Genomic DNA, 19,788 nt, shown 5'->3' on the forward strand with positions numbered 1-19,788 from the left:
TAGGTCAAGCGTCCTAGGTTTGTAAAGTTCTATTTTGAAATACTTTTAACGATTGACTCCTTAGGACAGTAGACCTAATACCCACTACAACAACTAAGTTCGGTTCAGACTGTATTATGGTCAAGCTTGGAAGGACGCGGGCATGAAAGCATCGGATACGCGCGAAAAGATTGTAACCGCTGCGGACAAGCTGATCTATGAACGCGGGTTCGACTTTACGTCTTTCGCAGATATTGCAAGCGTCGTGGGAATCTCGCGCGGCAACTTCTATTACCACTTCAAGACCAAGGATGAGATTCTGGATGCTGTTATCGAGCGTCGAATTCGCGACAGGTCAGAAATGCTGGGAGGATGGGTCGAAGCCGGCCATTCCCCTAAACAGTGCGTCGCAAACTTCATCCGAATCTTGTTGATGAACAACCAAAAGATCCGCTCCTACGGGTGCCCCGTCGGGACGTTGTTTCTGGAATTGTCAAAGCTGAACCATCCCGGCGAGTCCGGTGCGCGCGATCTGTTCGATCTGTTCCGAGTCTGGCTGGCTCGGAGGTTCAAGGAAATGGGCAGAGAAGAGGATGCCGATGCACTGGCCATGCATATTCTGGCGCGAAGCCAAGGTGCGGCAACCCTTGCCAACGCCTATCCCGACGAGCCGTTCCTTGAACAAGAAGTGCAACAAATGCTGGCCTGGCTTGATGCGGTGGCCGATGGCGCAATTATCAAAACCTAGACGGAAATATCATGTATATCATCACCCTCAACCTGACAGAAAAGAAAAGCAAAGCGGCAGAGTACATGGCTGCACATAACGAGTGGATTGCAAAAGGGTTCGATGACGGGACTTTCCTTATTGTCGGCAGCCTGAAACCTCAGGGTGGCGGTGCAATACTTGCCGTTGCGAGTAGTCGGGACCAACTTGAAGAACGGGTGGCGGCTGACCCGTTTGTTGCGGAAGGCATTGCGACGCCCCACATTCAAGAGGTCGCACCCGGCCGAACTGACGCGCGGTTGGCGTTTCTGAAAGGCGCCGCTGCATGAGCGCGCTTTTTGTTGGACCTGATGGGCGCACAAGATGTAAATGGGCTGGCGCCGCACCCGAATTCTTGGACTATCATGATAGGGAATGGGGTTTTCCCGTTGCAGACGATACCCGTCTCTTTGAAAAGCTGTGCCTAGAAAGCTTCCAATCAGGGTTGAGCTGGCGGACAATCCTGAACAAGCGCGAGGGCTTTCGCGCCGCCTTTGACAGGTTCGATTTTCGGAAGATAGCAACATATGGGCAAGCGGACGTAGATCGTTTGCTAACTGATGAATCCATCGTGAGACACAAGGGCAAGATCGCTGCGGTGATCAACAACGCCGGGCGTGCTGTTGAAATGGTTGAGGCCGAAGGATCACTGGCCAGCTTTTTCTGGCGCTACGAACCGCGACCTGAAAATCTCGCACCGCCGCAATCCCGGTCAACCAGCCCGGAATCCGAGGCAATTGCACGAGAGTTAAAGCGCAGGGGGTGGAAATTCCTGGGGCCAACAACGGTCTATGCATTCATGCAAGCCATGGGGTTGATCAATGATCACGCTGAGGAATGCTTTGTGCGCGCCAAGGTTGAGGCGGCGCGGCGCGTATTCAAACAGCCATAGCACCCGATGTCGCCTGGCAACAAATGCGCCCAATAATTAGGCGTTCATGCCGGAGTTGACCGGAAATTCGTCAGCCCGCATTTACAATGTGCATCCGCGATCCTTTACTTTCAGGCAAATGAACGACTCAGCCGCACATGCCCTGCCCCTATTGGTGTTTTCTGATTTGGATGGGACGCTATTGGATCATTGCGACTATGGCTGGGACGCGGCCAAACCCGGTCTTGAGCGATTGAGAGATCTGGGGGCCGGCCTTGTTCTGGCCAGCAGCAAGACAGCGGAAGAAATTCGTGTCCTTCAGCAAGAGATGGGTCTGACTGATATGCCCGCTATCGTCGAAAACGGTGCAGGCATCCTCTGGCCCGGCAAACCCGATTCAAAAGACGACGATTATACTCGCCTGCGCGCCGTTGTTGAAATGCTGCCCAAGGGGTTTCTTGGGTTAGGAGACATGACAGATTTCGACGTCGCGCGGGAAACGGGCCTCAGCCCGGCGCAAGCGGCCCTTGCACGCCGACGCAGGTTCAGTGAACCCGGTCTCTGGACGGGGTCTCAAGCCGGCTTGCAGGCATTTTTGAAAGAAGCGGCACGTAACGGAGTTACGGCTCGGCAAGGTGGTCGCTTTCTGACCCTGTCTTTTGGTAGAACCAAAGCTGACGCGATGGCCGAAGTGATCCGGCACCTTAAACCCATCCGCACCATTGCGTTGGGTGATGCACCAAACGACGCGGAAATGATCCAGGCTGCCGATCAGGGCGTTGTTGTCGCCAATCCAGATGGACCGTCAATTCCCCCTTTTCCACCAGACGTAGAAACACAGATACTGAGAACAACACATACCGGGCCGCAGGGCTGGTCAGAGGCGATCCTGACCCTGACTGCGGACCTCTGATCACAAAAGGCATTCGGCATGGCGGATTTTCATCAGAACGGTAACATAACCACCCTGCACAACCTGCGCAGCCGGCCTGCCGGACATCTGGCCCATGAAATTTCGGTTTATGCCGAGACCCGCAAAATCACCCTGATCCTGCCGTGCCTTTACTCCGAACTGGAAGGCCCGGCGCTGGCGGGTATCTTGGACGAATTGGCGCAGGTGAGCTATCTTCACCGTATTGTCGTCGGGCTGGATCAGGCCGACGAGACGCAATACCGTCATGCACGCGCGTTTTTTGCAAAGCTGCCGCAAAACCACACCGTGATCTGGAATGACAGCCCGCGCTTGACCGCACTGCAATCGCACCTGAACGATTTGGGCCTCGCCCCGCAGGAACCCGGCAAAGGCAAGAATGTCTGGTCCTGCATTGGATATCTCTTGGCCTGCGCAGACAGTTCGGTTATGGCGATTCACGATTGCGATATCGTGACTTACGACCGACAGATGCTGGACCGTTTGGTCTATCCGGTCGTGAACCCTACCTTTCCGTTCCAAATGGCCAAGGGTTTCTACCCGCGCATTGGTGATGGCAAGCTGAACGGCCGTGTCACGCGCCTTTTAGTCAGCCCGCTGTTGATTGCATTGAAGAAGGTGGTCGGAGATCGGGATTACCTCGACTACCTGCGCAGCTTTCGTTATCCGTTGTCGGGCGAGTTCGCGATCCGCACCCCTACCCTGCCCGATCTGCGCATCCCGTCAGACTGGGGGTTGGAGATTGGCGTACTGTCCGAGGCCTGGCGCAATCTGGCACCAAAATCCGTCTGCCAGGTCGAAATCGCCGACAACTACGATCATAAGCATCAGGACCTTTCGCCCGAAGACGCCAATCAGGGTCTGAGCCGCATGTCCACCGACATCTGCAAGGCAATCTTCCGCAAGCTTGCCGCAGATGGGACAGTCTTTACCCCGAACACGTTCCGCACTCTGAAGGCAACCTACTACCGCTCAGCGCTGGATTTGCTTGAAAGCTACTACACCGATGCAAGGATGAACGGGTTAGAACTGGATCGCCACAAGGAAGAAAAATCAATCGAGCTGTTTGCCGAAAACATCATCCGCGCCGGTCAGGTTTTTCTGGACAACCCGCATGAGACGCCGTTCATCCCGACCTGGAACCGTGTCCATTCAGCGGACCCTGAATTCCTGCTGCGTCTCAAGGCGGCGGTGTCCGACGATCTTGCAGAATTCACCCCGCATTCGTGATCCAGCGGCATTGATACGGGGCCAGCACGATATCCGGGCCGTTAGTTGCAAGGATTTCCTCAGTTAAGGCATCGGTCCAGGTTTCTTCGGCAATCATGTTAAACTCGGTCGGGCTGACATTCACTGGCTCTGACGAGACATTGTGTAAAGCAAAAATCGACTGGCTGCGATCCAGGCTCTGCCGCCAGATGCCAAAGACACGATTGTCCAACCGCAAGGTGAATTGCGTCGCGTTGGGATGAAAGGCGGGTTGCTGCGCGCGTAGTCGGAGGCGTCGCGACAGTTCCGACAACACCAAGGCCTGATTTGATCCCGGATCAGCCAATCGCGCCAGCAGCTCTGGGTAGTGCCAGCGATGTCGGTTGATTGCCCGATTCATGCCGCGCCGAGCGACCCCCTCATGATCGTTGGGCGTTGCCAGCAGGGAATGGATGTAGAACGCCGGTATCCCCTCCAGCGACATGACAATCGTCTGAGAGCAGATGAAACGCGCCAGATGGTACTGATCCTCTCCGTCAAACGTTTCTCGCATCGCCTCGAAATACCCGCAGTTCAGCTCATAGGGTTCCTCGCGCCCGTCCGGCAGTGCCCGCATTGAAACCAACCCGCCAATACGTCGGACAGTGTCGATCATACGTGTTTTTTCATCAGGCGGCAGAACCCCTTCGGCGGGGCGCATGCCGATGCCGTCATGGCTGGCCGTAAAGTTCAAATAGGCGCATCCCAACTGCGCAGGAGGCATCGCGGCCTGCCATTCACGCAGATATTGTGCTGTCCCCGACTGCATCGCATGCAGGATCAGCGGCGGCAGAGGGAAGTTGTAAACTGCATGCGCCTCATTCCGATTGCCGAAATAGCTGAGGTTCTCAGTTCGGGGAACATTGGTTTCGGTCAACAGGACCAGTGTTTCCGTTGTAAAGTCGCAGAGCAGCCGCAGCAACTGAACGATGGCGTGGGTCTGTGGTAAATGAATGCAGCTGGTACCGATCTCTTTCCAGACAAAAGCCACCGCATCCAGCCGCAGAATCCGCACCCCTTTGTCTATGTGGAGGCGGATGATTCGCAACATCTCCAGCAATACCTCGGGATTTGAAAAATCCAGATCGACCTGATCGTGACTGAAGGTACACCAAACGTATTTCTCGCCCTGATTGGTTTCGACCTGCCGCAACAGGGGCGTGGTGCGGGGGCGCACGACCTGAGACAGATCATCCTCGGGCGAGGCTTCGACAAAGAAACGGTCGTGTGGGGGTTTTCCCTGCAGGTAATTGGTAAACCACGCTCCTTGGCTGGACACATGGTTCAGCACTAGATCGGACATCAGATGAAAGTCGTTCGCAATCCGCGTGATGTCGGGCCAATCGCCCAGCTGAGCACTGACGCTATAGAAGTCAGACACCGCAAACCCGTCATCCGAGGTAAAAGGAAAGAATGGCAGGATATGCACACCGTTGACGACACCTCTGAGGTGGCGGATCAGGAAGTCGTGCAAAAGGTCCAGCGGTTTATGGGCCTGATCTTCGATCGAGTTTCCATAGGTGATCAGGACGCTGTCTTTTTCCGACCAAAGCTTATTGCCGGGCTTGCGGCCTTGTTTCCGCCGATGCGTGCCCGCGGGCCAGAAAGCATCTGTGATCTGCCGCGCCAGTTCAGTCTGATCGTGTTCAGGATAGATCTGAACAAGCAAGTCGTTTAAACGTTTGGAAAAATTGGCAGTCGCACGGGTCAAGGGTCATAGAGCCTCTGCTTTATCCGCTTGATGGTTTTCCAGAATTCGCCACCTGTCAAACATCAATTTCGCCATTGGCGCTTGTTTCAGCGAACGCTTGCGCGGCTGCTCAAATCTTGGTCGTGCCCTCTTGGTCAGACACCGTATCGCGCCATGAACATATCCACGGCCTGTAGCGCGATCTCGTCGATTTCCGATTTGCTGAAACTTGTCTGAATGCCCAATGCTGCCTTGGTCCAGATGCGGACCTTGCACAACTCTGAAAACTGTTCCGCCGCGATCTGCACATCTTCGATGGCGAGTTCACCCTTTGCGACGGCCTTCTCAAGATACTCTACCATGTGGCGCTGACCGTTCTGCGGCCCGGCCTCAAAAAAGGCCATACCAAGTTCCGGGAACCGATCCCGTTCAGCGACGCAAACTCGGAACACCTGCTGCGAGAAATCGGACACCAAGAACGCGGCCAGCTGAGTTGCCGCGATTGTCAGGACCTCGCGCGCAGGTTTGGAATCGTCGATCATCGAAATGACGTTTTCAGCCAGTCTTTTGCACTCGGTCTGGGCCACTTCGGTGAACAGCAATCGCTTGTCCGGGAAATAGCTGTACAACGTTGCCTTCGAAACGCCAGCCGCCCGCGCGATGTCATCGACGCTTGCGCCTTCGAACCCATCCGCCATGAAAACCTCTCGGGCGCCGCGCAGCACCTGATCGAATTTGCGGCCCGTCCGAAGGATGGCGGCTGTCTGAGTCATGGGCTCTCCTTGGGTAGCTGATCCCAACAAACTATAAACCGATCAGTTCAGATACAACGATTCGCGCAGTTTTGTTTGGAAATGGCTAATAGTCACTCATTGTTTTTACGCTAGGGCGCTTTGATTTCAGGTGATTTGCTGCGCGGCAAAACAATGCTAACACTCTGCCCATGGTCGAGATTTTTCTGCGCACCCTTCCGTTCTTTGCGATCATCGGCCTGGGGTACTGGGCCGGGCGCAGCCGCTTCTTTACCGAAAACGCGACGGCTTATCTGACCAAGTTTGTTTTCTATTTTGCGCTTTCAGCGATGCTGTTCCGCTTTGCCGCAACGTTGCCTTTTACCGAAATCTTCAACGGGCGGCTGGTTTTGGGCTATCTGCTGGGCACCATGGCAGTCTATCTGTTGGCCACATTTGTGGCTTGGATACGGGGGCTTGATATCCCCACCGCCGCAGTCGAGGCGCAATGCGCGGCGATTGGCAACGTTGGCTTTTTAGGCTTGCCGATGTTGGCCCTGCTGTTATCCGAAGCAGCCATCGGACCCGTTATGCTGGTATTGGCAGTTGATCTGGTGGTTTTTTCCTCACTCATCGTGATCTTGATCAATGCCGGGCGCGACGGGCGCCTCGGCTTGGCGACTCTGCGTCTTATCGGTTTGGGGTTGGTGAAGAATCCTATGATCGTGTCAATTTCTGCGGGCATGCTGTGGTCGGCCTTTCAGATGCCGGTCCCTGACCCGCTGAACGATTTTCTGACCCTTCTGGGCGGGGCAGCAACGCCCGGTGCATTGTTCGCGATCGGAGCATCGCTGGCGTCCAAATCCGCCGAGCGGGTCCAGATCGCGGCCTGGCTGAGTTTTTGCAAGCTGGTCATTCATCCGGCCTTTGTGGCCATTGCCTTGATTTGGCTGATCCCGGTTGCAACTTTTCCAGCCTCGGTCGCTGTTGCTGCAGCTGCGTTACCGGTTGCGGGCAATGTCTATATGCTGGCGGCACATTACCGCGTGGCCCCGCACCGCGCATCAGCGGCAATTCTATTGTCGACCGCGGCCAGCATCTTGAGCGTGCCTGTTGTAATAGCCTGGCTCACAACACTCTGAAAACTGACTTTCAAAAAATGCGTGCGTCCGCCGCCGGCGGTCTTTACGCCACGACCGCGGGTCGTTAGCCATGTCGCAACCCAAGTGAAGGATTTTGCCAGATGGAAACCCTTTCTGAAAATGCCTGTTTCGGGGGTGTTCAGGGCGTTTACCGCCATGCCTCCTCAGCCTGCCAATGCGATATGACCTTTGGTCTGTTTCTGCCCGCCGAGGCCAAGGACGGCCCTGTGCCTGTGCTGTGGTATCTGTCCGGTCTGACCTGCACCCATGAAAACGCCATGACAAAAGCAGGTGCGCAGGCCTGGGCGGCAGAACAAGGCATCGCCGTTGTGTTTCCCGATACCTCTCCGCGGGGTGGAGGTGTCGCGGATCACGAAGACTACGATCTGGGTCAGGGTGCAGGGTTTTATGTCAACGCGACGCAGACGCCGTGGGCACCGCATTTCAAAATGTGGGATTACGTGGCCGAGGAACTGCCCGGCTTTCTGACTGAAAACTTCCCCATCGACGGGGATCGACAGGCGATCACCGGGCATTCGATGGGTGGCCATGGCGCCTTGACGCTGGCGATGAACCTGCCCGGGCGTTTCCGATCCGTTTCGGCCTTTGCGCCGATATCGAACCCGACACGCGCGGATTGGGGTCGCAAGCAGTTGAGCGCCTATCTGGGTGATGACGAGGCCGCATGGGCCAAGCATGACGCCGCGCTACTTATGAAAGAAAAGGGTTTTGATGGCCCGATCCTGATCGACACTGGCGCGAATGATCAATTCATCGACCTTCTGCGCCCCGAGGCGCTCGCCTCTGCAATCGCTGAACGCCGCCAACAGGCCACGTACCGTTTGCAGCCGGGGTATGATCATTCCTATTTCTTTGTGTCGACCTTCATGGAAGACCACATCACCTTTCACGCCGAAGCGCTGTATGGGGATTAACGGATGAGCAAATACGACTTTGACCTGATCATCATCGGGTCGGGCCCGTCGGGACGTTCCGCAGCGATACAGGCGGGCAAGCTAAAACGGCGCGTTCTGGTCATTGACCGCAAGGACAGGTTCGGCGGCGTGTCCGTTCACACGGGTACTATTCCTTCGAAGACCCTGCGGGAAACCGTTCTTAACCTGTCCGGCTGGCGCGAGCGCAGCTTTTATGGGCGCTCATATCGCGTCAAGGATCAGATCCGGGCCGAAGACCTCAAGGCGCGTCTGCATATGACTTTGGACCACGAGGTCGACGTGCTGGAGCATCAGTTCAACCGAAATCACGTGGAAACCCTCAATGGTCTTGCAAAATTTGTCGGCTCGCATGAGGTTGAGGTGGCCACTGATGCCGGGGACAAAACCCGCTTGACGGCGGCCAAGTTTCTGATCGCAACGGGCACCAAAACCTATCGACCGGATTACGTGCCTTTCAACGGCAAGACCGTGGTCGACGGCGACGATTTTCTAGAAATGGCAGAGATCCCGCGATCACTGGTCGTGATTGGGGCCGGTGTTATCGGGGTGGAATACGCCACCATGTTCTCGGCCCTAGACGTGAGGGTGACGCTGATCGAACCGCGCGAAACGTTTCTGGATTTCATCGACAAACGGCTGATCCACGACTTTACCCATCAAATTCGCGAAAACGGCGTCGATCTGCGGTTGGGATCGGCGGTAGAAAAAATCGACGATGCGGGCGATCATGTCGAAGTGACCCTAGACAACGGGCGGCATGTTCGGGCGGAAATGCTGTTGTTTGCAGCCGGACGCATGGGTGCAACCTCGGCGCTTAATCTGGATGCGGTCGGGCTTGAGACGGACCACCGCAACCGGATCAAAGTGGATCGCAAGACCTATCAGACCTCTGTGCCGCATATCTATGCGACGGGGGATGTAATCGGGCATCCCTCGCTGGCCTCAACGTCGCTGCAACAGGGGCGAGTGGCTGCCTGTCACGCTCTGGAAACGCCGACGCTGCCAGAAAGCCCGTGGTATCCCTATGGCATTTACTCGGTGCCCGAGATTTCGACCTGCGGCATGTCAGAGGAAGAGCTGCAAGAGCGCGGTATCCCGTACGAGGTTGGCGTAGCCCGCTTTCGCGAGACATCGCGCGGTCACATTATGGGATTGGAGCACGGGATGCTGAAAATGCTGTTCTCGTTGAAAACCCGCCGGGTTCTGGGCGTGCAAATTGTTGGTGAAGGCGCGACAGAGCTTATCCATATTGCGCAGGCCGTGCTGAACCTCAAAGGCACCGTGGACTATTTCGTCCAGAATACGTTCAACTATCCAACCCTGGCCGAAGCCTACAAGATCGCCGGTTTGGACGCGTTCAACCGAATGCCAATCCCCGAGGAGTTCAAGGTACGCAAGAAACCCGCTGAACCTGAAAAGAAAGAGGCAAAGAAGGCGTGACCACGCTGTACGTCGACGGCGATGCCTGCCCTGTCAAGGCCGAAGCCGAACGGGTGGCCACACGACACAAGGTGCCGATGGCGCTGGTGTCGAACGGCGGGTTGCGGCCATCGCCGAACCCTCTGGTGCAGGTCGTGGTCGTATCCGAAGGTGCCGACGAGGCGGACAAATGGATCGCGGAACGGTGTGGGGATGGTGACGTTGTGATCACTTCGGACATTCCATTGGCTGCGAAATGCGTGGAAGCCGGTGCACGAGTCCTGCGCCCGAATGGTGAGGCGTTTACAGCCGCCAATATCGGCCAACAACTGGCGATGCGTGATCTGATGGCAGACCTGCGCGCAGCCAACCCCTTGGGAATCGGCGGTGGCGGTAAACCTTTTGGCAAGGCGGATCGTTCGCGCTTTCTGGACGCCTTGGAACGCGAGTTGCGTGCGGCGCGGCGCGGGTAGTACTCCCGCCCGTCGGTGACGCATCAAAGATGCATCGCCTCCCGTTGGGCGAGGCAGCGCTGCGCGCTGCTGTTCCGTCTTGTAAATCCAGTCCCGGATTGGTTCAGTCGGCGCGAGCAAAGGTAAATCGACAGGGGCGCTACATGCCAATTGAAGCCGTAATTTTCGATGTCGGAAATGTTCTGATCGAATGGCAGCCTGAACGCTACTATGACAAGGTAATCGGCGTGGAGCGTCGCCGCGCTATGTTCGCAGAGGTTGATCTGCACGGGATGAACGATTTGGTCGATCAGGGCCATCACTTCACCGACACAATCTACAACTGGGCCGAGAAATACCCCGATTGGCGCGACGAGATCAGGATGTGGCATGATAAGTGGATCGAATTGGCCGCGCCGGACATCCCACACTCCGTCCGTCTCCAACGCGCTTTGCGTGCTAAGAAAATTCCCGTTTTTGCACTAACCAATTTCGGCGTACAGAATTTTGACTACGCCACCACGATCTACCCGTTCCTGAACGAGTTTGACCGGCACTACGTCTCGGGCCGAATGAAAACGGTGAAGCCGCATCCACCGATTTACGAGATGGTCGAGGCCGATTGCGGCTTGCCACCCGAGGCGTTGCTGTTTGCGGATGATCGGATCGACAACATCGAGACCGCGCGCAAGCGGGGGTGGCAAACGCATCTCTTCACGGGGCCGCAAGGCTGGGCGGACCGGCTGGTGGCCGAGAGGTTGTTGACTTCGGAAGAGGCCAGATAGGTCAGGCGGGAATTGCAGCGGTCCGATTTTCCCGAATAGGAAGGTGAACAATTGCGCTAAAGGCACCCACGGCCACACCGATCCACCACACCATCGTGTAGTCGCCGTAGATATCGTACATCCGCCCGCCAAGCCAGACACCGAGGAATCCTCCGATCTGATGGCTGAGAAAGATAAACCCATAAAGCGTTCCCATGTATCGCAGGCCATAAAGATGCGCGACGAGGCCTGAGGTCAGCGGCACCGTCGCCAGCCAGAGCGACCCCATCACGATCGAAAATACGATAACCGACATCGGTGTGATTGGCAGGATGATGAAGATCGCTGCCGCAAAGGTTCGGCACGTGTAGATCCCCGCCAACAAGTATTTCTTCGGGAAGTGGTTTCCAGCCCAGCCCGCCAAGAGGGTGCCGCCGATATTTGCTAATCCGACCAAGGATATTGCCACGGCACCCAATGCAGAGGTGGTGGTAATGCCCAGCGAATGCAGGACGCCCCCGGGCTGGATGGGGCCGCACATTTCGGTCACGAAGGCAGGAAAATGGGCGGTTATGAAGGCCAATTGGTATCCGCAGCTGAAGAACCCAAGGAATATCATGGCATAAGACGGGTCGCGGAAGGCACGTCCTATGATCTGGCCCATGCTCTCTTCCAACTCGGCTTTGCTGACCGGTTGTGGCGCGCGCATGAAGGGTAGCGTCAGGACCAGAGCCAGAACCGCAACAGCAAAGACAATAAAAACCTGTTGCCAGGGCAGGAAAGTTAGCAACCACTCGGCTGTCGGTGCACCGATTACCTGCCCAAAGCTTCCCGCCGCCGTGACAATCGCCAAGGACATTGAGCGGTTCTTGTCGGACGAGGCGCGTCCGACCACGGCCAGCACAACGCCAAAACCGGTGCCCGCGATACCGAACCCTACCAGCCACGCATACATCTGATGCCCAAACGGTGTGATCGACCAGGCCGACAACACCATGCCGGCAGCATAAGTCAACGCTCCCAGAATAATCGCTTTCCTGTCACCGATTTTCTCGGCAATCGCAGCGAAGATTGGTTGACCGATCCCCCAGGCCAGGTTCTGAATTGCAATTGCCAGCGAGAAATCGGTGCGGAGCCAGCCAAATTCGCTGGCAATCGGAATCTGGAACACCCCGAACGAAGCGCGCACGGCAAAGCTAACCGTGATGATGATACATCCAACGATCAGGATCGGGTTCAGCAGGCGTGCTGTATGCGGCATTGGGGCCCCGGAGTTATGCTTCGACGGACGTTAGCGAAATTGAACTGCCGGTCAATTCAACAGATTTGAGGTCAAGGATAAGGAAATTTGATGTGTCAGTGAGAATGCCCGCTTTTCAAGGGGCAACGTGGGCGGTATGGCTCGGCCCCATGACGGATTTGATTTCGCTTTACGACGCTCGCATTGCCGAAGGATCCCTAACGCGGGATGATGCGCAAGAGGCCGTCTTGCCCCAGTTCGAGCGTATCCGGGCAGAGCTGTCGGCCCCGGTCAAGCGAGGGTTCTTTCGCAAGGCGCCGCCACCGCCAAAGGGGTTATACCTTTGGGGGGGTGTGGGGCGCGGGAAATCCATGCTGATGGACATGTTCGTTGACGCGATGGATGACATTCCAGTGCGGCGGGTGCATTTCCATGCCTTCATGCAGGAAATTCACGCAGGCATGCACAAGGCACGTCAAGACGGGGTCGAGGATGCTTTAGCCCCGGTCGCACAAACGATTGTTAAATCAGTCAAGTTGCTGGCCTTTGACGAAATGCAGATCACCGATATCACTGATGCAATGATCGTCGGACGTTTGTTCGATATGCTGCATGAGGGCGGCGTTGTGGTTGTGACCACCTCGAACCGGCACCCGGATGATCTGTACAAGGACGGACTGAACCGCCAGCTTTTCTTACCGTTCATCGCCCATATCAAGGAACAGCTTCAGGTTTGGGAGCTGGTCTCGCCAACTGACTACAGGCAAAACCGGTTAAAGGGCGCGCCTGTTTACTTTACTCCGATCGGGCCTGAGGCGCGACAGGCCATTCGCAGCGTATGGAACGATCTGTCAGGTGGTGTCGCGGAGCCTTTGATGCTGCAGGTCAAGGGCCGGACGGTTGAGCTGCCCGCATTTCGAAACGGTGTCGCCCGCGCATCGTTCTATGATCTGTGCGGCAGGATGCTTGGGCCAGCAGATTACCTAGCAATTGCAGAGGTGCTAAAAGTTCTGGTGCTTGAGGATATCCCGCTCCTGTCACGCAACAATTTCAACGAGGCAAGGCGGTTCGTGACGCTGATAGATGCCCTGTACGAGGCAAAGGTGCGCCTCATTTGTTCTGCCGCTGCCCAGCCGGAAATGCTTTATGTTGAAGGCGAAGGCACGTTCGAGTTTGAGCGCACCGCCTCGCGTTTGCGCGAAATGCAGGATCAGGATTGGGGCAGGTAAAACACGCCGCTCCTATCAACCACCGATAGGTTCAGCCGTTTTCGCGCAGGATATTGCCCGCAAGGTACAGCGAACCGCAGATCAGAACGCGGGCTTGCGGGTTTTGTGCAACAATCGACTTGAGCGCATCCGTAACGCTATCCGCGGTTCTTGCCGGCAGGTTAACCTTGGCAGCGGCAGCTGCGGTCTCTTCCGCACTCAGCGTAGCTGCCTCACCCGGTATGGAAACCGCAGTCAAGCTTTCGGCTTGTTTGGCCAGCGGGGCCAGATATCCGGTCACATCTTTGGTGTTGAGCATTCCGCAGATCATATGCGTTGGACGTTCGGGTAATTTTGCCAGCACGTCGGCCAAAGCAATACCGGCGGCGGCATTGTGGCCACCGTCCAGCCACAACTCGGCCTGCGGTGCGGCTTCGACAAGCAGGCCGGTTTTCAGGCGTTGCATCCGCGCGGGCCATTCGGCCTTGGAAACGGCGGCTTCGTAGGCATCATCGCCGAGGTTCAGGTAGCGCAGAACAGCAAGCGCGGCGCCTGCGTTTTGAATCTGGTGTGCGCCCAGAAGGCTCGGCATTGGCAGATCGCGCAGACCAGTCTCATCCTGATAGATCAAGCGCCCGTTTTCTTCATGCACATGCCAATGCTGCCCGTGGATCAACAACGGTGCCCCCAGACGCGCAGCTGTATATTCGATAACCTCAAGTGCTTCATCTTCTTGAGGGCCAACGATACAGGTAACGCCGGGCTTGATTATACCCGCCTTTTCCGCTGCGATTTTTCCCAGAGAGTTGCCAAGAAATTGCTCGTGATCGATCGAGACCGGGGTAATTACCGTCACAGCAGGTTGAGGAACGACGTTGGTTGCGTCCAGGCGCCCGCCAAGACCGACCTCAAGTAACGTGTAATCCGCCCGCTCTCGGGCAAAGGCCAGCAAAGCCGCACAGGTTGTAATCTCAAAATAGGTGATATTCTCACCATCATTGGCAGCGTAACACTCATCCAGAACGGCGGTCAGGGCGGGCTCCGAGATCAGCTTTCCCGCCAAGCGGATGCGTTCATGGAACCGCGTAAGATGGGGCGAAGTATAGGCATGGGCCGACAGCCCTGCCCCCTCAAGCCCGGCGCGGATCATTGCCAGGGTCGAACCCTTGCCGTTGGTCCCGGCAATGTGGATCACGGGCGGCAGACTGTCCTGCGGATTGTGAAGGGCCGTAAGCAAACGCCAGACACGATCCAAGGTCAGATCAATGATCTTGGGGTGCAGCGCCATCATCCTGTCGAGGATGAGGTCAGATGTCTGGCCAGTCATTATTCGGCTGCGTCTTCGGTCGACGCCTCGACCTTGGTGTCTTCGGGCGCCGGGGCAGGCAAGTCGCCTTTGACCGCAGGCGGCTGTTTGAGCAGCATGCGCGTGATGGTGATCAACTCATCGCGCATCTCGGTCCGTTTGGTGACGCGGTCCAACATGCCATGATCCAGAAGGTATTCGGCGCGCTGGAAGCCTTCGGGCAGTTTTTCGCGAATGGTCTGCTCGATCACACGGGGTCCGGCGAAGCAAATCAGCGCATTGGGTTCCGAGATATGTACGTCGCCCAGCATCGCATAAGACGCAGTCACGCCGCCGGTGGTCGGGTGGGTCAGAACGACGATATAGGGTAGGTTCGCCTCTTTCAGCATCTCAACGGCCACAGTCGTGCGGGGCATCTGCATCAGGCTGAGGATACCTTCTTGCATCCGCGCACCACCTGCGGCTGAGAACAGGATCAACGGGCGTTTGAGCTTTACCGCCTCTTGCGCGGCGGCGATAATCGCGTTGCCGACGTACATGCCCATAGATCCGCCCATGAACGAAAAATCCTGCGCAGCAGCTACAATCGGGGTGCGCCCGATTTCACCAGTGGCCACAAGCATCGCTTCTTTCTCGCCGGTCTTTTTCTGGGCGGCTCGCATGCGATCCGGGTATTTCTTTTGATCCCGGAACTGCAGCGGATCGGCAGTTGGCACAGGAACGTCAACCTCGGTGAAAATACCGCCGTCAAACAGGTGCCTGAACCGGTCACGCGGCGTGATCGCCATATGGTGACCGCACTGCGTGCAGACGTTCTGATTTTCCGCCAACTCGCGGTGGAACAGCATCGTGCCGCACTCGTCGCACTTGTGCCATAGGTTTTCGGGCACCTCCCGGCGCGAGAAGATCGAGTTGATCCGGGGGCGGACGTAGTTTGTGATCCAGTTCATGTCGGAACCTTGTTATGCGGCATTGACGTCAAATAAAACGCCGGAGAAGGAATTGCAATCAACGCCTGAGCGCAAGACGCGCAGTTAGCCAACTCACGATCATCACAACGAAATCCACCAGCAGCCATTGGCGCAGCATGCCGGTCCCGGACATATCGTAGGGCAACAGGTACAGGGCTAGGCCACTGAGGGTTTCGGGCAACGAGATAAACACCAGCGCAACGGTATTATTCAGGAAATGCATCGCGATAGCGGGTCCGAGCGTCCCTGCCCTTGCAGTCAGGTCTGCTGCCAGAACGCCAAAAATACACGCCCAGAGCGCGACCAGCAGCGCGTTTTCACCACTCACACCTGGCGCATAATGCCCCGCGGCAAACAAAACCGAAGGGATACCTATCCAAATCACCGGAGACCTAAACCGCGCCGCAAGGGATTGCTGTAGATAGCCGCGAAACAGCACTTCTTCGGCACTAGTCTGGATCAGCACCGCAAACAGCGATAGCGGTAGCAACAAGAGCCATTTAGAAAAGGACAGGTTTTGCGTCAGGGGCTCACCCATCCCATAGGGTGGCAGGGCCATCAACACCAACCCAAGAATCACCAAGGCCCTGAGAACGCGCCAGAACTGTTGAAGGCACAGATCGCGCGGGCCTAAAATCCCGATCAATGACCTTTTTTGCATTTGGCGCGCCGCCAATCCGACGCCCAGCGTCAGGAACCCGAAACTCAGCAGCAGAACCAGGGTTGCAAGGCTTGAGGAGCCGCGCAGCAGGGTCTCGGCCTGACTCGGTTGCAACATGTTGCCGATGGCCGCAAACAGGATAGAATTGAGCGCCACATACAGTACAACGACTACGGCCAATCCCACTGCAAGACGCCACAGTTCAGGCCGCGCGCGGGCGTCACGAACAAGCTGTTCGTGGGCGGAGTAGGCGCTGGTGTCACGCATTATTGCCTGTGCTCTCGCCTTGGATGGGTTGCGGTGCCTCTGGGAAAAGGTCCGAAGGGTTCTGGGCCGTGTTGATCCTGTTGGACAGTTTCGAAAAATATCCGGCCACAGTTTGCAGCAATTGAACCGCGACCGAAACATCGCTTTCGATCACGGCGCGCAATTCTTCGGCGCCAATGCGCAGAAAGATACAGTCCGTAGTTGCAGTAAGGTCCAGTTGACGCAACTCGCCCGTGATAATCGAAAGGTCGCCAATCAGACGACCGGGTTCAATGGTGGAGATCACGCGATTTCGTCCGTCTTCATCCGACCACTCCAGCGTGGCATTCCCTTTTATACACAGGTAGGCAGCATCTGGCGCCTGCCCACGAGAAAAGATCATCTGGCCTTCCGCGACCTCGTACCATTGTGCCGAGAACGCCAGAAGCCGCTGGTTCCGTGCGTCGATACCGGAAAACAACTCGGTCGATGAGATGATCCGCAGTTTGTTGCTCAGGTCAGCCGTCGTGCTGTCTTCCGGCTGGGTCCGCGTACGTGAAACGCCATCAATGCGACCTTCCTTGATTTCGACAAACAGATCATAAGCTTCTGGATGTGCAAAATGATCTTCCATGAAAATCATTATTGAATCGGGCAACAATTCTCGCAACCGCAGACGCGTGCGCAGGCGGCTTTCGGAGTCGTGGCTTGCCAACGCCTTATCAAGGATCAGAATATCGGGGCGCTTGATACCAGCACGGGAAAACGCCGCACGTTCCTGAAACACAGTCGGTAAGTTGTTTCCGCCCAGCCCGGTTGGCAGATCGAACATTGTGGACGCAGCCCTGCGGCGCAGACCGGCCTCGTTCATCGCCTCGGCAACAACATCCTCGATCTCGTCTGCGTGGGCGCCCGCCATCAGCGAAACCCGGCCATAAAGCGCGTTCTCCATAACCGTGAGTCTTGGGATATAGCTATCTGGCGACAACTGCACGAACATGCCTTCAAGCGCCCCGCGCAGCCTTTCAGCCTGCTCTTTACGGATGGTGAGGATCTTTTCCTTATATTCTTCCGGGAAATCCGGTCCGATTTGTTCGGCCGTCAGCAAAAACGGAATCGTCAGCAATAAAGCGCGTTCTGCCTCGCTTATCCCACCCTCACCCTTCGACTTGCGGCGATCCTTGATGTCCAAAAGGCGATGAAACATCTCTTTCGACATGCCCAAACGCAGGAACAGGGGGTGATCGGTCCCGTCGCGGCCAAAGGCTTGATCCAGCGTTTCCACGACCGCGCTGGCCATCGCCATTGCGTCGTTGGCCAGATCATACATCCCGAACATTTTTTTAAAACGGGCATCATCGGCCAAAGATTCCGGGTTAATATCCCGCGATGGTGCAGCAAACAGCAGGTTGCCGCCAAGCGGAACAGCCGGGTTAAAACGCTCAGGGTCAAAGCGGTAAACATGCCGATCCAGCCCGCGTTCCTTTAGTCGCTCGGCAACGGTGTCGCGCAGCTTGACGATATCTTCCGCCAGCGAGGGGTGCAGATCAGGATCAAAGCGCGTCCGCAAGGTGCGCCGCAGCATGAATTCGTCGATTCCCATCGCTTCGACCAGTTGGAACCACCACGCGCGAATATCATCGATATCCTCAAGCCCGGCTATTCCTGGATCAATCCACTCCTCGCTCAGCATATCAGTCGAGTTGCCCGCGCGGGCGGCTTCGATCTGCCACCGGGTTGGATTAGCCTCTGCCCCTTGCTGCGGGTGGGTACGCAGCGGCATCATAAGATTGCTGCCCAACGTACCGCTGAACAGGTAGGGCCGCGAATAGGCATAGCCGATCCGCGCGGCGATTACCGCCTGATGCAGGTCTTTCAGGTTGTGCCCCGCTATGATTACCTCGCCCCGGGCTGGCAGGACTTCACGCGTCAGCACCTGCGCCAACGCATTGCGTTCCGAGGCATTGGTGGACTTGATCGCCACCCGCGCGCCCTTGGGGATTTTTAAGTCGACATCCTCAAGTATGGTCTTCCCGTCATCGTCGCGCACCGTCACGTTGCGCAGCTCGATCTCACCGGTCAGATGTGGGATCGCCTCGGGTTCACCTTCAAACAACTCTTCCGGAATCATGTTCGAGGGCGCAAAGCGTTCTGTCACTACCTCCCACCGCAGCGACATATCCTGAACCTGATTGTAGTAGGTCAACAGGTCCTTCCACGGGCCGCTCAGGTCCTTGTACGCACCAAGCGCCGCTACAAGCGCACCGACCGTCACCTCACCCGTAATCGCCAGATAGCCACCGACCGAATAGAACAGGAACGGTGTCATCTGCGTAATCAGGTTGTTCAGAAACTTCATGAAGAATTTCTTGTTGTAGATTTTGAACCGGATCTCGAACAAAAGCCCCAACCGGTGACTGAACTGCGCCAGCCTGTAGCGCCAACCGCCATTGGTGCGCAGATCGCTAATACCCGCCGCGCTTTCACCAATCTCGGAACTAAGGCTGCGGACCTCTTGAATACGCTCTTTGTTCAGCAGGTTGATCTGGCGTTGCAGCTTAGGAATCAGCCAGGCCTGTAAAGGGATCAGCGCAATACTGGCGAGGCCAAACCACACGCTTTGCATAAACAGGAACGTGACGATGGTCATCATCTGCCCAAACTGGAACACAGGCTGCGCAATCGCATCGCCCATCAGCCCGCCCATAGGCTCAGCCTCAGAAGTGATCATCGACACCAGCTCACCCTGGCTGGTTGTGGCGAAATAAGATTTCGGAAAGCGCATGGTGCGTTCAATCATAGTGAACCGCAACCGGCGCAGCATGCGTTCGGCCAAAATGCCCTTCATCGTGTTGATGCGCATCTTCATCAGCCCGCTGGCAATGACTGTGGCCAGAAACGCAAAACACAGGATCATAAGATACTGCACCTGTGTCACGGTAACGCCAAAAGTTGTCACCGTATCACTGGGGGCACCGATGGCCCCGTTGATGATCTGCTTAGGCAATTCAAGCGAGGCGTATAGGAATGGAAATGACAGAACCGTCAGTAACAGCAACACAAGCTGTTGTTTTTTTGAGTATTTCCAGATGAAAGCAAAAAGAGTGGGTTCCATGCCCCGGCCCTGTCTCAAATTAAGTGGATGCGTTTGTCGAATAACCCCTTGCGACCAGGTGCAGACGGTACGCACTGACCCGTGTGATTGCA

Annotated in this window: 18 protein-coding genes; 11 read left to right on the forward strand and 7 right to left on the reverse strand. The window is 56.4% G+C overall.

What is annotated here, in order from left to right; genetic code table 11:
• Positions 1-142: 142 nt before the first annotated feature.
• The 5 genes from AC2FIT_RS05720 to AC2FIT_RS05740 all read left to right on the forward strand — a co-directional run bounded on the left by AC2FIT_RS05720 (position 143) and on the right by AC2FIT_RS05740 (position 3,777).
• Positions 143-727 carry a TetR/AcrR family transcriptional regulator gene (locus tag AC2FIT_RS05720; protein WP_496827500.1) on the forward strand — a complete coding sequence of 195 codons (585 nt, stop codon included), beginning with the start codon at positions 143-145 and terminating at the stop codon, positions 725-727.
• Positions 728-738: 11 nt separating this feature from the next.
• A complete protein-coding gene (locus AC2FIT_RS05725) occupies positions 739-1,035 on the forward strand; it encodes a YciI family protein (protein WP_496827502.1) in 297 nt (98 codons plus the stop codon).
• Entirely contained in the window at positions 1,032-1,637 is a 606-nt protein-coding gene (locus tag AC2FIT_RS05730) for a DNA-3-methyladenine glycosylase I (RefSeq protein WP_496827504.1), read from the forward strand. The genes AC2FIT_RS05725 and AC2FIT_RS05730 overlap by 4 nt, the downstream gene beginning before the upstream one ends.
• 118 nt (positions 1,638-1,755) lie before the next feature.
• On the forward strand, positions 1,756-2,529 hold the full coding sequence (locus tag AC2FIT_RS05735; protein WP_496827506.1) for an HAD-IIB family hydrolase: 774 nt from the start codon (positions 1,756-1,758) through the stop codon (positions 2,527-2,529).
• 18 nt (positions 2,530-2,547) lie between these two features.
• A complete protein-coding gene (locus AC2FIT_RS05740) occupies positions 2,548-3,777 on the forward strand; it encodes a glycosyltransferase family protein (RefSeq protein ID WP_496827508.1) in 1,230 nt (409 codons plus the stop codon).
• On the opposite strand, the gene AC2FIT_RS05745 is transcribed toward AC2FIT_RS05740, so the two are convergent.
• Both AC2FIT_RS05745 and AC2FIT_RS05750 read right to left on the reverse strand, forming a co-directional pair.
• On the reverse strand, positions 3,761-5,464 hold the full coding sequence (locus AC2FIT_RS05745; RefSeq protein ID WP_496827509.1) for a sugar phosphorylase: 1,704 nt from the start codon (positions 5,462-5,464) through the stop codon (positions 3,761-3,763). The genes AC2FIT_RS05740 and AC2FIT_RS05745 overlap by 17 nt on opposite strands.
• 176 nt (positions 5,465-5,640) lie before the next feature.
• On the reverse strand, positions 5,641-6,258 hold the full coding sequence (locus AC2FIT_RS05750) for a TetR/AcrR family transcriptional regulator (protein ID WP_224889978.1): 618 nt from the start codon (positions 6,256-6,258) through the stop codon (positions 5,641-5,643).
• Between the two features lie 170 nt (positions 6,259-6,428).
• On the opposite strand from AC2FIT_RS05750, the gene AC2FIT_RS05755 reads away from it, so the two are divergent.
• The 5 genes from AC2FIT_RS05755 to AC2FIT_RS05775 all read left to right on the forward strand — a co-directional run bounded on the left by AC2FIT_RS05755 (position 6,429) and on the right by AC2FIT_RS05775 (position 10,970).
• Positions 6,429-7,358 carry an AEC family transporter gene (locus tag AC2FIT_RS05755; RefSeq protein WP_496827512.1) on the forward strand — a complete coding sequence of 310 codons (930 nt, stop codon included), beginning with the start codon at positions 6,429-6,431 and terminating at the stop codon, positions 7,356-7,358.
• A gap of 101 nt (positions 7,359-7,459) precedes the next feature.
• Entirely contained in the window at positions 7,460-8,293 is an 834-nt protein-coding gene (gene fghA, locus AC2FIT_RS05760) for an S-formylglutathione hydrolase (protein ID WP_496827513.1), read from the forward strand.
• A 3-nt stretch (positions 8,294-8,296) separates the two neighbouring features.
• Positions 8,297-9,754 carry a Si-specific NAD(P)(+) transhydrogenase gene (gene sthA / locus AC2FIT_RS05765; RefSeq protein ID WP_496827515.1) on the forward strand — a complete coding sequence of 486 codons (1,458 nt, stop codon included), beginning with the start codon at positions 8,297-8,299 and terminating at the stop codon, positions 9,752-9,754.
• Complete coding sequence (locus tag AC2FIT_RS05770) at positions 9,751-10,206, forward strand: YaiI/YqxD family protein (protein WP_496827517.1); 456 nt, start codon at positions 9,751-9,753, stop codon at positions 10,204-10,206. The genes sthA and AC2FIT_RS05770 overlap by 4 nt, the downstream gene beginning before the upstream one ends.
• Positions 10,207-10,349: 143 nt before the next feature.
• On the forward strand, positions 10,350-10,970 hold the full coding sequence (locus AC2FIT_RS05775) for an HAD family hydrolase (protein WP_496827519.1): 621 nt from the start codon (positions 10,350-10,352) through the stop codon (positions 10,968-10,970).
• A 1-nt stretch (position 10,971) separates the two neighbouring features.
• On the opposite strand, the gene AC2FIT_RS05780 is transcribed toward AC2FIT_RS05775, so the two are convergent.
• Positions 10,972-12,210 (reverse strand): MFS transporter, encoded by a 1,239-nt coding sequence (locus AC2FIT_RS05780; protein ID WP_068333035.1) that lies wholly within the window; start codon positions 12,208-12,210, stop codon positions 10,972-10,974.
• Positions 12,211-12,359: 149 nt separating this feature from the next.
• Between AC2FIT_RS05780 and zapE the strand changes: the two genes are divergently transcribed.
• Positions 12,360-13,418: a cell division protein ZapE gene (gene zapE / locus AC2FIT_RS05785; protein ID WP_496827521.1), complete on the forward strand. Its 1,059-nt coding sequence runs from the start codon at positions 12,360-12,362 to the stop codon at positions 13,416-13,418.
• A gap of 31 nt (positions 13,419-13,449) precedes the next feature.
• Here the strand turns inward: zapE and AC2FIT_RS05790 are convergent, their stop codons facing one another.
• Genes AC2FIT_RS05790 through AC2FIT_RS05805 form a run of 4 tightly spaced genes read right to left on the reverse strand, consistent with a single transcriptional unit; the run spans position 13,450 to position 19,696 of the window.
• Entirely contained in the window at positions 13,450-14,724 is a 1,275-nt protein-coding gene (locus AC2FIT_RS05790; protein ID WP_496827523.1) for a bifunctional folylpolyglutamate synthase/dihydrofolate synthase, read from the reverse strand.
• Positions 14,724-15,653, reverse strand: coding sequence for an acetyl-CoA carboxylase, carboxyltransferase subunit beta (gene accD, locus AC2FIT_RS05795; protein ID WP_496827525.1), 930 nt, complete (start codon positions 15,651-15,653; stop codon positions 14,724-14,726). The genes AC2FIT_RS05790 and accD overlap by 1 nt, the downstream gene beginning before the upstream one ends.
• A gap of 58 nt (positions 15,654-15,711) precedes the next feature.
• Positions 15,712-16,602 (reverse strand): CPBP family intramembrane glutamic endopeptidase, encoded by an 891-nt coding sequence (locus tag AC2FIT_RS05800; RefSeq protein WP_496827527.1) that lies wholly within the window; start codon positions 16,600-16,602, stop codon positions 15,712-15,714.
• A complete protein-coding gene (locus tag AC2FIT_RS05805; protein WP_496827529.1) occupies positions 16,595-19,696 on the reverse strand; it encodes an ABC transporter transmembrane domain-containing protein in 3,102 nt (1,033 codons plus the stop codon). Before AC2FIT_RS05805 ends, AC2FIT_RS05800 begins: the two co-directional genes overlap by 8 nt.
• Positions 19,697-19,788 lie beyond the last annotated feature (92 nt).

It is taken from the genome of Ruegeria sp. YTSA135 (assembly GCF_059610165.1).